Origin of the sequence: Paenibacillus sp. PAMC21692, assembly GCF_014303795.1 — a bacterium.
Taxonomy (GTDB): Bacteria; Bacillota; Bacilli; order Paenibacillales; family Paenibacillaceae; genus Pristimantibacillus; species Pristimantibacillus agaridevorans.
Genome location: NZ_CP060293.1, coordinates 1,890,128 through 1,906,196, shown reverse-complemented (window position 1 = coordinate 1,906,196; position 16,069 = coordinate 1,890,128). Strand labels below are relative to the sequence as shown.

Genomic DNA, 16,069 nt, shown 5'->3' with positions numbered 1-16,069 from the left:
CTATCCTTTGCGATATTCCGCCGGACTGACGCCCGTGTAACGCTTGAATATTCGGCTGAAGTGCTCCGGCGACTCATAGCCGACTTCGCTTGCAATCTCGTACCGCTTCTTATCCGTCGTTGCAAGCAAAAATTTGGCTTCCTCGATGCGAAGCTCCGTTACATAATCCCACACGCTCCTTTTGGTTTCCCTCTTGAACAAATAACGAAGATAAGCCGCGCTGAAGTGGATCTCTCCGGCGATATCCTGAATCTTGAGCGCGGGATTGCGAAATTGCATTTGAATATAGGACATGATTTGATCGAGAATGGTCCGATCCCTCTCACGCGCCAGATCGCGGAGCGATCGGCAGGCTGCTTCGATATAAGAGGCAAGCTCATCGACCTTGGCTTCTGCCGGCATTTCCCTGAAATAGACATCGGGATCGAACCGGCGCTGCGATGCGCCGTTGCCGCGTCCATATTCCAGCAGCAGGCCATAGATCCGATAGACCAGCATGCCGAAGTAGCTGGCCTTTAGTTCATCTGTATGTCCAAGCTCCTTAAGCAAGGAAACCAGTTCCCGAACATGTCCCTCCAGCTGTGCCTCATCGCCGCCCTTAAGCAGTTGCACGCAATCCTCCACCTTCTCCATCCATCCCACCATATTCAGGCTGTCCTGGGCGGCAACATCCTCGTAATAGAAAACTTGCTGCTCGGGATGAAGTTTCCTCCACTCCGCCGTCATCTGCGCTTCTTCCATTAACCGGGACAGAAGGGTCTTGTCGGCACGCAAGCTGCTCATGCCGATCGTCGCATCGACGTTTAAGTATTGTTTGAAATTCACCGAAACCAATTGCCCGATAAGATGAAGCTGGGATTGCAAGGCGTGGTATTGTCCATTCAAAGGCTGTTCGCTTAATTGAATAATGCCGATCAGCTCATTGCCGAAGCCGTTTAACGTCAATCCGTTCCATTCCGTCAAGCTCTCTTCGAAAAGATTTAATGCCGCGAACTTGAGAAGCTTACGTTCCTGATAAGTGACCTCCCGTTGGCTGAAGCCTCCCTGGCTAAAGTCGAGGCGCACGGAGATCACGCCAAAGTAAGGTCCCTTTAGCTCTTTCCCCAGCTCGGTTACAAGCTCGTCATGCTCTTGCTTCGACAAACCTCTCTCCGTTAACAGCTCCATTAATATTTCGCGACGCCTCGCCAGCTCGGATGAGTGTTGCCCATGTTCCTGAATGGATCGCTCCAGCGATTGCCTGCCGATTTCCTCCTTCTCGCTCAACACGCTTTGCACGACGCGAAGAAGCTCCTCCTCCTCTACAGGCTTCACCAGATAATCCCTTGCTCCCAGTCGAAGCGATTTCTTCGCGAAGTCGAACTCTTCGTGCGCGGAGATCACGATGACGGGCAGATTGGGCTGCTCCAGATAAATCGTCTCCATAAGCTCGATTCCGCTCATCCTGCTCATCTGAATATCGGTCAATACCAAATCGAATTGGTCCATCCGCAAATAATCGACAGCCTCGAACCCGTTCAGGGCCGTCTCCACGCTCAAGATGCGAAGATCCGATGCCAACAGGAAATCCCGGATTCCGATGCTCACGTTCGGCTCGTCGTCAACGACTAGAATCTTGTACACAGGGATCACTCCTTCCTTATAATGATCAGTATAAAATGGACCTGAATTCGTGTCGATGATCTTTCTTATCCTTCGCATGACGGATGTGACCGCTTTCAACGAGGCTCGTCAGACTCGCTCATAATAGAACGAGAGACCCCAACAGATTTCCGCTGCGGCGGGAACCCGTTGGGGTCTGATTGAGCATGGGCATGATTATGTCTAATTGCCGCTCGGGTAGGCATGCCTTCTCAGCAGCGCGAATTGTTCCGCGAGATAATGCGGCGTGTAAGGCATATCGTTGCGAAGCCAAGACACGATCGTGCCGATTAAGGCGGAGGAGTTGTACCAGATCGCGATGTCCTTCTGTATGCCCACCTTTGTACGGTAATGCTCGTTGCCCCTTCTTTCCGCGATAACGGTAATCAACTCCTTCAGCAGCTTAAGCAGCCGATCGGAGAAAATCGTCGTCCGCTTGGAGGCGAGTACGATTTTGTAGAAGTCGGCATTGCTCGCGATATGCTCCAGCAAGCTGAGCAAGACCGCGCTGTCCGAGTCGGGTTCCGCCTCCGGGTCGCACACTGTCGGCTTGTCCAGAATACCCTCGATCTCCTGGACCATCTCATCCGCGATCTTCTCCATCATATCCGGAATGTCGCGATAGTGCAGATAGAAGGTTACACGATTAATGGTAGCGCGTTCGGCAATCTTATTGACCGACAGCTTTTCGACCTCCATCTCCTGCAGGAGCTCCACAAACGCGTTTCGAATCAATTGCCGCGTTCGAAGAATTCGGGGATCCGCTTTGGTCTGCTTTCGTTCCATTTTTGCCCATCCTTTCGCCTTGCCATCCTTAAAACTACAATTTTGCTTTTTTTCGTCTAATATTTCGGCGGTCGGCGACAGATTGGAGTCATGTGTAAATTAAGCTACACTAGCGTCTCAAGCTGTCGGTTGCTCTTTGGATTGACCGGGGACTATAATCTATTTTATGCAATGTAAACTATACAACACATTGTAAATTTAGTCTATAAAGAGACAAAGAGATGAGAGGATGGAGAAAGGTGAGCAAAAATATGGAAAGCGGCGGCACCGCCGTCAAGAAGGGTCCCATACTGTTCGTCATGATATTAGGCGCCTTTCTGGCTACTCTTAATCAAACCATTATGAGCGTGGCGACGCCAGAGCTCATGATCGACTTCGACATAACCGCGGCAACCGCTCAATGGCTGACCACAGGTTACTTGCTGGTCAACGGCGTATTGATTCCCATCACGGCCTACTTCATGCAGCGATTTACGACAAGGCAATTATTCCAGACATCCATGATCATCTTCCTGATCGGTACGGTCGTATCCGCTCTAGCCCCCGGCTTTGAAGTGCTGCTGGCGGGACGCATGATTCAGGCGGCAGGCGCCGGTATCATTATGCCGCTCCTGATGAACGTTATTCTGACGCTCTTCCCGCCGGAGAGACGCGGCGCGGCCATGGGCATGGTCGGATTCGCCATCATCTTCGCGCCGGCCGTCGGACCGACGACAGCCGGCTATATTATGGAGCACTTCTCTTGGGAGACGATGTTCTATGGCATGATTCCTCTAGCCCTTATCGTAATCGCGTGCGGTTACTTCTATCTCACCAACGTCTCGGATAGAATGGCAACGCGCTTCGATATGGTCAGCGTCCTCCTCTCCACCATCGGCTTCGGCGGAATCCTGTACGGCTTCAGCAGCGCTGGAAGCAAGGGCTGGTCGAGCGCGGAAGTCATCCTTACGATCGTTGCCGGACTCATCGCGCTTACTTTATTTATATGGCGGCAATTGGTCTCCGGCAATCCGCTGCTGGATCTGCGTGCCTTCAAGTACAAAATGTTCTCTTTGACCACCATTATCGGTATCGCCGTCACGATGGTTATGTACGCCGACATGATGCTGCTGCCCTTGTACCTGCAGAGCGCGCGCGGCTATACCGCTCTGGAGTCGGGCCTGCTGCTCCTTCCCGGCGCGCTGGTTATGGGCTTTCTGATGCCGGTCACCGGCAAGCTGTTCGACCGGTTCGGAGCCAAGTGGCTATCCGTCATCGGCCTTGTCATTACGATCGGGACCACGATCGGCTTCATCAATTTGACGGATCACACCAGCTACTCTTATCTTGTCCTGATGTCCACGGGACGACGCATCGGCATGGCGCTTCTGCTGATGCCGATCCAAACCGCCGGCCTCAACCAGCTGCCGAGAAGCTTGAACGCGCACGGCACGGCCATTTCCAATACGGTGAGACAGGTCGCCGGCGCAGTCGGCACGGCTTTGCTTGTGACGATCATGTCGGATCGCGCGAAGACGCATGCCGGCGAGCTCGCCGCATCGGGCATGTCTCCGGAAAATCTGGCTACGGCTGCCGCCATCGAGGGCATCAACGATGCTTACCTCGTCATTATCGGCATTGGAGTCGTCGGGCTGCTGCTGTCCTTCTTCATCAAGCGGACTACTCCGGCTCCCGAGCCTGGCGCGAAAGGCGTTCGTTTGACCAAGGAAGCTGTGAACTAAGCTCCGGCACGTTAGAATGTATAAGGCGCCCTTATCTCTGCTTTGGCAGGGACGAGGGCGCCTTTTCTACACTCTCTTTGCTCTGTTCCGGCTGCTTCTTACTGCCACGGCAACGACCACAGCTTCGCCACGCTCACGACCGTCTTCGCGGTTGTCACATTGCCCGCTCTGTCGGTGGCGGTATAAGTAATCGTATAATGGCGGGTCAATCCTGGTGCGGGAGCCTCGGCGCGAAGCTCAAAGGAGGTATCGAACGTACCGTATTCCGCCTTCTGGATATCGTCCGGCGTAGGGAGAGTTCCATTGCCGCCATTCTCATGAATCTTAATGGACGTAAGTTCGATGGACTCCACGCCCGAGTAGAAATCCGCGCCCATGACAACTGTTCGGACGGGCGTCATTCTGCCGTTCGCGTTCGTTAACAAAGGCGGATTGGACACAACCAGCAGGACGGGCGGCGTCCGGTCGATCTTTACGACAAGCTGCTTGATGGCTTCCTTGTTGCCGGCCAAGTCCGTACTGCGGTATTGCAGACGATGCTCGCCTTCATTCGTAAACGTGATCGGCCCTTGATAAGCTTTCCAAGTACGTCCATGATTCAGGCTATACTCCGTCCCTTCCACCCCGGACAAAGAATCGATCGCGGACAGCGACACTTCTACATCGCTTCTGAACCATTGTCCGCCGCTCGCGTCTCCGCTCGTCAGAGCTTCCGTCGAAGGAGCCGATTTATCCAGGCTGATGATAATGGAGCCTGTTCCCGTCAATCCGGCTGCATTGGTCGCCTTGCCCGTAATCGTCTGGCTGCTTCCTTCGGCGGTTACGAGTACCGGCGGATCAACCGTTAACTCCCCCTCCTCGTCTTCCGCGTGGAACGAGACAAGCACGTCACGATTATACCAGCCGTTCCGATCCGGCTCCCTCTCGGCAACGGCCGTGACGACCGGCGGGTTGCCTACGCTACTTGCGGTCATCTTGACCGATAGCCGATACACAAACCCGTTGATCTCGATCGGATCCTCCGTCGTCTCATACCCCGGGGCAGAAGCGCGAACGGTATACGGACCGCCTCGAAGCACATTGGAGAAGAAATAATGGCCCGATTGAACCAACGGAATATTCGTGCCCACAAGTTCGACCACGGCGTCTTCTATAGGTTCGTTCGTAGCCGCATCCGTGACGTCCACTTCAAGTCTTCCATTGAAATAGCTTGGGGGTTGATCGTACACCGTGCGATCCCTTACGGCATGGCCGCCTTGATGCAACTGCAGCGTTTCTTCCTGATTCCCGTTGTACGTTATGACGAAGTAATTTTCTCCTCGCATAGAGTTGAAGTTTCCCGGAATGAACGAGAATGCATAACGTCCATCCGCGTCCGTCAACGCGTCGCCGATGTTGATTCGCCCCTCGCCCCGGCCCAGATAGACGCCGAGATTGACGGGGTAGTTGCCGACCGGCGTCGCGTATTCGTCTCCGAACGTGATCGTGCCCGTAATCGTCGACGTCTCCTCCGGCAATTCGACGTCGAGCGTGTCGGCGAGCACTTCGTATACAACGACGAAGCCGCGAACCTTTAGTATCGCGGATACGGCATCGCCGAGCGTCTTTTCGTAGTCGATGCTGTATTTGCCTTGCGTATCCGTGCTGCCCGATCCGACGAATCGGAAGCCTTGCGAAGCGTTATAGATTCCGATTTGCAATGTCGCTCCTTCGACCGGCACACCGGCTTCATCTACAATTGTTCCTTGCAGCGAACGCATTACAACATTATCATCTGTTGCTTGCACGTTTCCAACATTCCAGGACATGACGATAATCAAGACCATCATGGCCCAAATAATGATTGACTTTCCCCCTCTTAATTCAGTTGCACGAAACATGTCAAACCCTCTCCTTCACATAAATTAGTTAAAATAACGTTCTCAATAAAGAATATCACGAATGACTAATTTATGTAAGTTAATCCTCATTACTCCACATCGCTTGAACGATTTAGAAGCGCAACGAAAATAGAGCGGCCCCTGACCCATGCTGGTCTGGAGCCGCTCTTCCAACTTTTCTATGTTTCGGAATAAACCGTTATGATTGTCTTCCCAGCAAATCCAGCCGAAGCGGCGTAAACGCGTCCAAAAGCTTGCTCGGCTTGAGCGCCCGGCACCCATGCTCGGCGTTGCTCGGGATCCGGATCGTCTCTCCGGCCGAGATCACCGACTTTTCCCCGTCGATCGTAAATTCCAGCTGTCCCTCGAGACAGTAAGAAAACTGCTCGTGCACATGGCGGTGCAAGTAACCCTCCGCGCCTTCCTCAAAGTGTACCTCCATCATCATGATGTCCTGCCCAGGCTCGAAAATATGCCGTTTCACGCCTGGCTCGGCAGGCTCCCATACTTTGGTATTGTCCACACTTGCTCCCTCCTCCGATTATTCGTTCCACCTATTCATCTTACTCCGGCAGCCTGAAGCTCGACAACCGTCCGTTCCGCATCAGCGTAACGACGGGACGGCCTTCCTCATCCAGCTCCGCGCTCCAGCCGCCCTCCGAATTCGAACTCGCATCGATCCCAAGCGATTTGCCGTCGGCATCGCCTAATCTTGGTTTCATCACCGTCGCGAACCAGCCTCCGTGATCCGACGTCAGAAGCGCCTGGACTACCTTAAGCGGCTCCAGCTCCAGCGGTCGGATCGACTCCCAGCCATCCTCGACGTCCACCTCCATGGAGGCGGGGCCGAACAGGAGCAGATCGCAGACAAGGTCGAAGTCCGCCCGGCCAACTAAGCAACTGCCGTGAAGCGAGAAGCTTGCCGAGCCCGATTCTCGCTCCCCGGCGCCTCCCGTTTTCTCTATGCTCCATTGTTGCAGACGGCTATGCAGGCGATGCTGGTACACATGCTCGCCCGTGCCGGACAGACGGTCGATGATGATCCATTCCCCGCTCTCCAGGAACCAGACGGCGCGCCGATGCGTAACGCCGCGACCTGCATATCCGTCATGCTCGGCGCAGATCGACTGCCTCTCCGCATCCCAATGGATCAACTGAACGGAAGCTTCCGGCGTTCCCCAGCGCTGGGTGCGCAAATACGGCGTTTGATCCTGTCCATCCACAAGCACCGTATTATGCGCCGCGGTGCTCTTGAAGTGGCGACGCCATGGATTCTCTACATACGTGTACGTGCCGGGATCAACCATCAGCGCCTCGCCGAACGCGCACCATTCGAAGGACAGGGCGTCTGCGTGGCCATGCGGCCCGCCAAGCGCCGCGGCGTCGAAGATCAGCTGCTGTTCGCCGTTGCCCAGGCCGTAATAACCGGCCGACGGGAACGCGAAGGGCAATGCAGGCGTCAGGACCTCCTGCTCGCGGCCGATCACCGCCGCCTCCACTCCCAGCCTGACTCCCGAGTTACCTCCAGGCCCTGCTTCCTCTCCCAATCTTCCCAGCGACTCGCCTCCAGGCGCAGCTTCCTCCGCTCTCGCAAGCAGCCGCTCTATTGCCTCCGGACCCACCGTCCAGAATTGCTCGTGCAACTGATCGTGCAACAGCCACTCGGGACGGTCGTAATACAATGCCGCCGCGTTCAGATCCGGCGGCTGGTTCGCGTAGGAATCCGCGAAAGGCGCCATGCTGCCGTCCTGTCGCGTCATTCGCCGCGAGAAGTCCGCCATGCCGGCCAGCACGCGCTCGTACTCTTCCGAGAACGCCAGGCCGCGCTTGCGCAGCATGACGGCGCAGTCGACGAACAACTCCAGCGACACCATGTGATAATGCGGCGTCAACTCCGCATGAACGCCATCCGGCAGCACTTGTTCCCGGAGGCATTCCTCGAGCCGGCCGACGGCGAAGGCCGTCCAGCCTTCGCTCTCCTCACAGGACGGGAACGATAATCCGACGCTTAGCAGCCCGATCATATGCATGATGGAATGATTGATTTCGATGCTCGCCGGATAGGCCGTCAGGAACCGGGCATGCTCCTTTACGGATTCCAGAAACAATACTTCCGCATTTCCCGACCAACTGTCCGAGCCGCGGAAGAAGTGGTACGCGTATATCCATTGCCGCAGGCGAAGCCCTGTCTCCAAGAGCCTCCACGGGCCTGGACGCTGAAAGTACGTCGCTTCCTCCGGCGGAAGTCCCCACGGGCAAGGCTGCGTCGCGATCCAGCCGGAGACGTGTTCCCACGCCTTGGACGCATAGGCTTCGTCCCCTGTACAAGCATACGCGATGCCAAGCGAGCGAAGATGCTTGAACCGATTGATACCCCAGGTGAACTCCTTGTCGCCGGTCGGATTATGCAGCCAGTCTATGGGGTCGCCCATGTCGATCGACATGCCTTTCCATGAGATCATGTTATCCTTGACCCTGTCGTCGGCTTCCCTCATCGCCTCTTCGGCTTTCTCCGGAAATAATTCCCGGAACCGGTTGCCCCATTCACTTCTTTGTTTGGGGGCGTAATAAAGATAACTTTCCACCGCTTCTCACTCCTCTCCGTGCCGAACCTTACCCCTGCTCGCGACCCCCTGGAATTTAGAGGGATTTCCTCCCTCTATTAAACCCATCCTCACCATCCCCCGAGCTTTAGAGGGATTTCCTCCCTTTAATTCCGGCCGGATAGCTGCATTTATGCAAATCCTATACGATTAGACGGCACTTTTCCCTTTAAGTCGAACAAACAACTCGATTCGTTAAGATTAGAGGGAGCTTTTCCCGTTATTTCAGGATTAGTCGTACGATTGGCTTCCCTTCCCATTCCATCGTGCAACCATGCTTTGTTACTGCTGGAAGATCCATCGGCGTTTTTAACGCCTACGGCCTCCTATAACCAAGAAGGCCGCCAGGGGCGGCCTTCCGGCATTCAACAAACCTTTCTTCACTTCGCCAGCGAGCCTTGCAGGCTGCTTGCGTTAAACGAAGGATCCGCCTGAATATTGGTCAAGCCGTCGGCGCGAGTCGTTGCGAGCGCCTTCTTGTAACGTTCGTTCAAGTCGGCGATGATGCTGTCGAGCGACGAGCTTCCCGTCAGAATGTATTCCGTGAAGACGTCCGCCGCCTTCTTGCCTTCCAGCTTCGTCTCCGTGATGGAGCTCGGAGTCGCCGGATAGATGCCGTCGTATTTGGTCGGCAGGAAGCCGTCGATGCCCTTCAGCTCGGGTTGTCCCGAAGCTTCGTTGACGAACGGCAGAACGGATAGTCCCAGTCCCTTTTCCTGATATTCGACACGCAGTTCTTTGCCGTACACGTATTCCACGAACTTGGCCGCGGCTTCCTTGTTCGGAGACTTGGAGCTGATGCCGAGGTAACCGCCAGCATTGACCCACGACACGCCGTCTACGACGCCGTCCGAGGTCGGCACTTCCGCGGCCGCCCAATTAATGTCCGTCGGGAATTGGGAGGTGTATACCGCAGGCTCGCCGGAATGATTGACGTACATGCCGATCTTGCCTTGGGCGAATTGCGCGCGAAGCGGATCGATATCGAGCGATTCCGCGCCCGGGATCATGCTGCCGTCCGCCTTGATCTGGCGAAGCGCTTCGACGACGTCGCGGTACATTTCGAAGTCGAACTCGCCCGTCTGGTAGTTGTAGCCCTCGTGGCTCGTCGCGGAGTCCAGCGTTCCCGACGCGTAAGCAGGACGAGTGAAGCCGGAGCCGCTCTTGAAGTTGCTCGCGAAGCCGTAGATGCCTTGCGATTTGCCGGCTTCCGTGATTTTTTTGGCAGCGTCGACCATCTCGTCCAGCGTCTTCGGAGGCTCGGAATAACCTGCTTGCTCCATCAGATCCACGTTGTAGAGCAGTCTCCAGAATTGGCCGGTGTTCGGAAGCGTATAGACGACTCCGTCCATCTTATAGACGTTCTCCACCAGCAAGCCGTCGAATTGCACCAGGAATTCCGCGCCGAGCAGCTCTTCAAGCGGAGCCAGATATCCTTTGTTCACGTAAGTCGGGAAGTCGTTGACCTTCAGCACGTCCGGTGCCTGGTTACTGGAGAACGCCACGTCGACCGCCTGGTTGTAGTTGTCCGCCATGACTTTCATCTCGACCACGATGTTGTCCGTGTTGGTCGCGTTATATTCATCTACCTTCGTCTGCATGTAATCCATATCATGGCGATCCATCGTCCAGTAGGTAATCTTCGTCTTCTCTCCGGAGGCTCCGCCTTGCTCGCCTTGGTTGCCCCCGTTCACGTTCGCGTTGCCGCCTGTCCCCGAAGAACAAGCCGACGCAAGCAGGGCAAGAATCGTCAAACCGCTTAACGTAAGCGCATACTTTCCACCGAATATTCTCTTCATCTGCCTTACCTCCCCTTTATCTGGCTCGCGGGCCGCCCGAAGCGCTTCGACCGGCATCTTGCTTGCCTGTCCTGATTGTAGCACCTCCGGCTCCTCCTCCAAGAAGGGCAAAATAACGATTCATGTAGGGTAAAATGACTCTCCTGTTCCCCCTGTCCGAGCTTACTCCGTCCCTCCGCCTTCATATTTGCTCCTGAATTCCGTAGGGGTCATGCCCGCGTGTTTCTTGAATAGCTCGCTGAAGTACGGACGGTCCCGGTAGCCCAGCTCGAACGTCACGTCCTGCACCTGCATGCCCTCCAGCAGCAGCTTCTTGGCCTTCTCCATCCGCGCGCCCGTGACGTGCTGCATGAAGGTCATGCCCGTCTCCTTCTTGAACAAGTTGGAGAAATAGCTGGGACTCAAGTGAACGGCGGCCGCGCATTCCTGTACCGACAGATCCGTTCCCAGACGTTCGCTCGCGTACTGGATGGCCTGGTGGATCAACTGGCCGGCGTCGTTCTTCTGCCGTTTCTGCATCCAGTCGCAGCCCGTCAGCCCAAGCTCCCGCACCCCGTCCATCAGCTCCGACGTCGAGGCGTACTTTCCTTTCTTGAGCGCCACGAGCCGCTCGTCCAGCCATCTTCTCTGCTCCGGATCGGCCTTCTCGGCAAGCACCCGGTACATCGCGAACGCGAGCCCGTAGAACAGGTTGGTCAGATTATCGGGATCGGGCGGCGCCGGGTAACGCAGACATTCCTCGAACATATCCCCCAGAAGGCGCTCCGTTCCTTCGCGGTTGCCGGACCGAAGGCAATAGAGCAGCTCCGTCTCCTTCTCCGGCGAATAATGCGGCGTCATGCCGACCTGGCGTTCGATGTCCTTATATGCGATCATGCTCCCGCTGCCAAAATAAAACTGATAGCTCAGCGCCGTCCTCGCCTGCGCGTAGGACATGGCGATCTCGCCGATCGTGTCCGCGTGGCCCCCGATGCCGATGGAGATGTCCCGCTTCGCGTACAGGCTGACGTTATTGCGGCAAGCCTCCGCCAGCGCCAGCACGTCGGGGTCGTCGCCGTCGTTGACCAGGATGACGAACGGGCCCGATTGTTCTCGGAACAACACGCCTTTGACGTGTTTCTTGAGCGTCTCCTCCAGAATATTCTGCACCGCGAAGCGGCTGAGCTCCACCTCGCGCACCGGCATCGGCGAGTTCTCCTCCGGCAGCCCGTCGATCTGGACAGCCATCGCGATAAAGCCCCGCGGCTCCATGTCGATGCCGAGGAACTCCCACTTGTCCGCCGCCCGCGCCGGCTGCTCCTCGTGGCGGATCAGCAGCCGGAAGTATTCCTGCCGCAGATAGGGCAGGCTCTCCCGCAGCTTCCGCTCCAGCGCCAGGCGGTCCATCCGCTTCGCCCGTTCCTCCTCGATCTGCGCTTTGGCGCGGAGCACCACTTCCTCGATCTGCTTCACCGTGAACGGCTTCAGCACGTAGTCGAAGGCGCCGAGCCGCATCGATTCCCGCGCGTATTCGAATTCCGAATACCCGCTGAAGAAGATGACCTTGGCGGTCGTGCCGCTCTCTTGCAGCTCCCGCACCATATCGAGGCCGCTCGCCAGCGGCATCCGGATGTCCGTCAATATGATGTCCGGCTGCCGCTCCCGAATGAGCTGCAGCCCTTCCTTGCCGTTCACGGCCGTTCCGGCGATGTCGATGCCGTGCGCCGCCCAATCCACCTTCTTCAGAATGCCGTCGATGACCGTTCTCACGTCGTCTATAATACACATACTCATGTTGCTCATGCTTCTCTCACCTCTTGCATCGGAATGACTAGCTTCACTGTGGTTCCCTCGCCCGGCGAGCTCTCCAGCTGCATGTCGGCCAAATGGCCGTAATAAAGCGACAGTCTGGCCCTGATGTTGGACAAAGCGTAGCCCCCGGAGGAGCCGCCGCCGTCCATGCCCGCCCGGAGCCGCTCCAATACTTCGGGGCTCATGCCGCTGCCGTTGTCTGAGACGGCAAGCGTCAGCATTCCCTCGTTCGCGGCTGCCGCAATGTCGAGGCGGCCCGGCCGGTCCAGCGCTTGGAAGGCGTGCAGAATGCTGTTCTCGACCAGCGGCTGCAGCATGATTTTCAGCACGGGCACCTCCAGAAGGTCTTCGTTCTCGCAATGGAACTCGTAAGTGAATAGCTCGGGATAACACATCGTCTGCAGCTTCAGGTACTGCTCGACGTGGTTCAACTCCTGGCGGAGCGTCGTGATTTCCTTGCCGTTATTCAGCCCTAGCCGGAACAGCAGCGACAAGGACACGATCATCTCGCTGACGGCCTGCTGCTCCTCCATCTCGCTTTTCCAATAGATCGTGTTCAGCGTGTTGTAGAGAAAATGCGGATCGATCTGCGCCTGCAGCGCCTTGATCTCGGAATACCGCTTCTCCTGCTCCGACGTCTTGACCTCCTCGATCAGCTCGCCGATCTGGTCCATCATGCGGTTGAACTTATGCCCCACCTGGCTGATCTCGTCCTCGAAAGGACTCTCGAAGCGCACGTCCAGCTTGCTCTGCTCGACCTTGAACATCAGATTGCGCAGCTTGAACAACGGCTTCAGCAGAAGCTCCGACAGCATGCTGGAGAGGACGAGCGCGAGCAGGACGCAGACGCCCATAATCGTCAGGATCGTCCAGCGCATCTGGGCGACGGGCGCGAGCAACTGCTTCTTGGATTGATAACCGATCAGCACCCAGTCGGGATTCATGCCGAGCCCCGAGTAGTTGACCAGGTAGATGCCGTCCGACGCAGTTTCGTATTCAAAGTGTCCCCGATCGCTGCTTCCAATATAATCTTGAAGCGGCCGCGCTTGTCCGCCTTCCGTCTCCGTAGAGGAGAATATGCCCGTGCCCCCGCGGTCGATCAGCTTCTGCTTCAGGCTTCCTTCCTGCAGATTGGCCTTGATTAGATCCAGCAGATGGTCCTCGCGAATGTTCACCACGACGTACACGCCCGAAAGCAGCGTATCGAACAACGGTTTGATGACAAGCGAGATCACCTCCCTGCCGCGGGAGAACAACTCGTCGGAATGGCCGCGCACCCATATCGTGTTCCAGGGCCGTCCTTCGTAATCCCCGATCGCTTTGGCCACGGTCGTGTCTTGAAACGGCATCTCCCCTACGCGCCAATTCTCGGTGGGGTAGAATTCGCCGATCGGCGTGTGGATGAGCACGGAATCGATGGATTGCTCCGCCAGCATCATCTGGGCGAACGGCGTCTGCAGCTGGGACAGCCGGTTGTAATACTCCCCGCCGTTCCCCGCCTGCACGTCCCGCATCGTGCGCTGGAACGGCTCGCCCATCATGAGCGTGGAGATGGATACGACGATATTGCGCAGACGTTCGTCGAACACCTGCGCCGTCTTGTTCAGCGTGTTCTGGCTCGTCGTCGCCGCCTGCGTCTTCATCTCGGATGCAAAAAACACGGAAACGTAAGCTCCCGTGACGGATATGCAAACGACTGTGAGCATCACGAAGGATACCCACAGTCTTCTCTTTAACGATATTCGGCGAAACAATTGTTTCATCTTGCACATCGCCTCATTCCAGAAAGGATTAACCTTTGACGGAGCCCACCGTAACCTGCATGAAGGAACGGTTGGCGAACAAATACACGATCAGCAGAGGCAGCAGCGAGATGCACGCTCCGGCCAGCATCAGCTGGTTCTCGACCGCGGCTCCGGCGCCGTACCGGAGATTCGCGAGACCGACCGGCAGCGTCTGCATGTCCGGGCGGGACAAGGAGAACACTAACGGCAAAATATATTCGTTCCACGCACCGCGGAAGGTGAACAGCGTCACGACGGCAAGCGCCGGTCTCAGCAGCGGCAAGATGATGCGCCAGAAGATGGAGTAGAAGTTGCAGCCGTCGATCAGCGCCGCCTCGTCCAGATCCTTCGGGATGCCTCGGAAGAAGCCGATAATCATGAAGAACGCGGTGGCGTGGGCGCTAATGAGAATGATTATGACACCCCATAATGATTTCTGCAAACCGATGCCCACCATGAGGTCGAATTGCGGACGAAGCACGACCGCGCCGATGGAGATGAACAGCGTGAACGATTGCAGGAAGATGAAGATCTTCTTGCCTTTAAACGCCACACGGTCCACCGCATAGGCGGCCATGGAGGCCACGAGCAGCGTGCCGATCGTCACGAACACCGCCACGAAAATACTATTGAACGTGAAGCTCGCGAAGTCCGCGCCCGTCCAAGCTTGCAGGTAGTTGCGGAATTGCCAGGATTCCGGGAAAAACGTGGCTCCCGTCGTCAGCTCCAGATTGGATTTGAACGAACCGAGGATCGCGACGGCGACGGGGAACAACATCGCTGCGGACACAATGGCGAGCAGCGTCCAGACGGGCAGCCTTAGGGCGAATTTGCGCATAATGGTCATGATGGTCCCTCCTTAGTAGATGTTGTTCAGCTTACGCGACATCCAGAAGTACAGCCAGGTGATCAGGCCGACGATGACGGCCGTCGTGAAGCCTACCGCGCTGCCGTAGCCGATATTTTGCACGGATGTGCCCGCGGTCGTCAGCGGGAAGAACAGCTTGTACAAGTACAGGTACATCACTTCCGTCTTGCCGAACGGTCCGCCCTCCGTCAGTACCATGATGCTCTCGTAACCTTTGAGCGAAGTCGTGATGGCGAGCATGACGATCATCTGAAGCACCGGCCCCAGCATCGGAATGGTGATGTACCAGAGCCTTTGCGCCGGATTCACGCCGTCGAGCGAAGCCGCTTCGTAGACATCCTCCGGAATGCTTTGCAGGCCCGCGATGAACAAGAGCATATAGTTGCCGACGGCGCCCCACACGGCGATGATGACGATGGTCAGCATGGCTTTCGAAGCGCCCAGCCAATCGACCGGGGCCGACACGAGGTGCAGCTTCATCAAGTATTGATTAATAATGCCGTTGTACGAGTTGAAAATAATATAAAAGACGATCGACATAACCGACGCGCTGAAGATCGTGGGCAGGAAGATGATCGCCCGGAACGCGTGGCGTCCCCTCAGCTTGCGGTTGAGAATGACGGCGAGGATAAGCGAAAGCGGAAGCGTGATGATCAGCTTGCCGCCCGCGTACACGAACGTGTTGGCGACGGACTGCCAGAACTCCGTATCTCTGGCCACCCGCACGAAGTTGTCGAGGCCGATGAACTTCGGCTGGCCGAACCCCTGGTAATCGTAGAACATGTATCGAAGCGCCCAGACGACGGGATAGATCCCGAGCGCCATGGTCAGGAAAAAGCTGGGAAAGCTGAACAGGTAAGCTCCTAGCCGGTTTTTGTGCATGCTGCGTCTCCTCCGTTTCGTGGCTCCAACTTTAGAATCATTGCAAGGTGAAACTTCTGTCTCCCTCCTTGGGCGGCCCAGTAAGTTTCATTACATTTACTTTCCTTTATTCTAAGAAAAAAGCCCCGCCGGGAGTGACGGAGCAATTCACTGTATTGGGGGGACGAAACGACTGTACAAGGCACGATAAGATTGTCGAGATGCTCATGATCGTTAGTTGAGAGCATGAGCAGGGAGGGGGGATCGCGGCGCATTGTAGCTGATTTTTCAGCTACATTCGGCGGTTTGGGCCCCTCCGCGGCGCATTGATTGTA

General features: G+C 56.3%; 11 protein-coding genes. 1 reads left to right on the top strand and 10 read right to left on the bottom strand.

The features are described from left to right. Together H7F31_RS07680 and H7F31_RS07675 are read right to left on the bottom strand one after the other, a co-directional pair. Entirely contained in the window at positions 1–1,623 is a 1,623-nt protein-coding gene (locus tag H7F31_RS07680) for a response regulator (protein WP_187103651.1), read from the bottom strand. 201 nt (positions 1,624–1,824) lie between these two features. Further along, positions 1,825–2,427, bottom strand: coding sequence for a TetR/AcrR family transcriptional regulator (locus H7F31_RS07675; RefSeq protein WP_187103650.1), 603 nt, complete (start codon positions 2,425–2,427; stop codon positions 1,825–1,827). Positions 2,428–2,678: 251 nt separating this feature from the next. On the opposite strand from H7F31_RS07675, the gene H7F31_RS07670 reads away from it, so the two are divergent. Beyond that, positions 2,679–4,148, top strand: coding sequence for a DHA2 family efflux MFS transporter permease subunit (locus tag H7F31_RS07670; RefSeq protein ID WP_187105251.1), 1,470 nt, complete (start codon positions 2,679–2,681; stop codon positions 4,146–4,148). Between the two features lie 98 nt (positions 4,149–4,246). On the opposite strand, the gene H7F31_RS07665 is transcribed toward H7F31_RS07670, so the two are convergent. From H7F31_RS07665 to H7F31_RS07630, 8 genes are all read right to left on the bottom strand, one after another. Beyond that, positions 4,247–6,028, bottom strand: a complete 1,782-nt coding sequence (locus tag H7F31_RS07665; protein WP_187103649.1) for an OmpL47-type beta-barrel domain-containing protein — start codon at positions 6,026–6,028, stop codon at positions 4,247–4,249. Positions 6,029–6,227: 199 nt separating this feature from the next. Further along, complete coding sequence (locus tag H7F31_RS07660; protein WP_187103648.1) at positions 6,228–6,551, bottom strand: cupin domain-containing protein; 324 nt, start codon at positions 6,549–6,551, stop codon at positions 6,228–6,230. 40 nt (positions 6,552–6,591) lie between these two features. Then, the gene (locus H7F31_RS07655) at positions 6,592–8,613 is read right to left on the bottom strand and encodes an alginate lyase family protein (RefSeq protein ID WP_187103647.1); all 2,022 of its coding nucleotides are present in this window, start codon (positions 8,611–8,613) and stop codon (positions 6,592–6,594) included. 398 nt (positions 8,614–9,011) lie between these two features. Further along, positions 9,012–10,514, bottom strand: coding sequence for an ABC transporter substrate-binding protein (locus H7F31_RS07650; RefSeq protein ID WP_261800338.1), 1,503 nt, complete (start codon positions 10,512–10,514; stop codon positions 9,012–9,014). Between the two features lie 78 nt (positions 10,515–10,592). Beyond that, complete coding sequence (locus tag H7F31_RS07645) at positions 10,593–12,212, bottom strand: helix-turn-helix domain-containing protein (RefSeq protein WP_187103646.1); 1,620 nt, start codon at positions 12,210–12,212, stop codon at positions 10,593–10,595. After that, entirely contained in the window at positions 12,209–13,984 is a 1,776-nt protein-coding gene (locus H7F31_RS07640; protein WP_187103645.1) for a sensor histidine kinase, read from the bottom strand. The genes H7F31_RS07645 and H7F31_RS07640 overlap by 4 nt, the downstream gene beginning before the upstream one ends. A gap of 28 nt (positions 13,985–14,012) precedes the next feature. Next, positions 14,013–14,843: a carbohydrate ABC transporter permease gene (locus H7F31_RS07635; protein ID WP_397374667.1), complete on the bottom strand. Its 831-nt coding sequence runs from the start codon at positions 14,841–14,843 to the stop codon at positions 14,013–14,015. Between the two features lie 21 nt (positions 14,844–14,864). Next, on the bottom strand, positions 14,865–15,755 hold the full coding sequence (locus H7F31_RS07630; RefSeq protein ID WP_187103643.1) for a carbohydrate ABC transporter permease: 891 nt from the start codon (positions 15,753–15,755) through the stop codon (positions 14,865–14,867). Positions 15,756–16,069 lie beyond the last annotated feature (314 nt).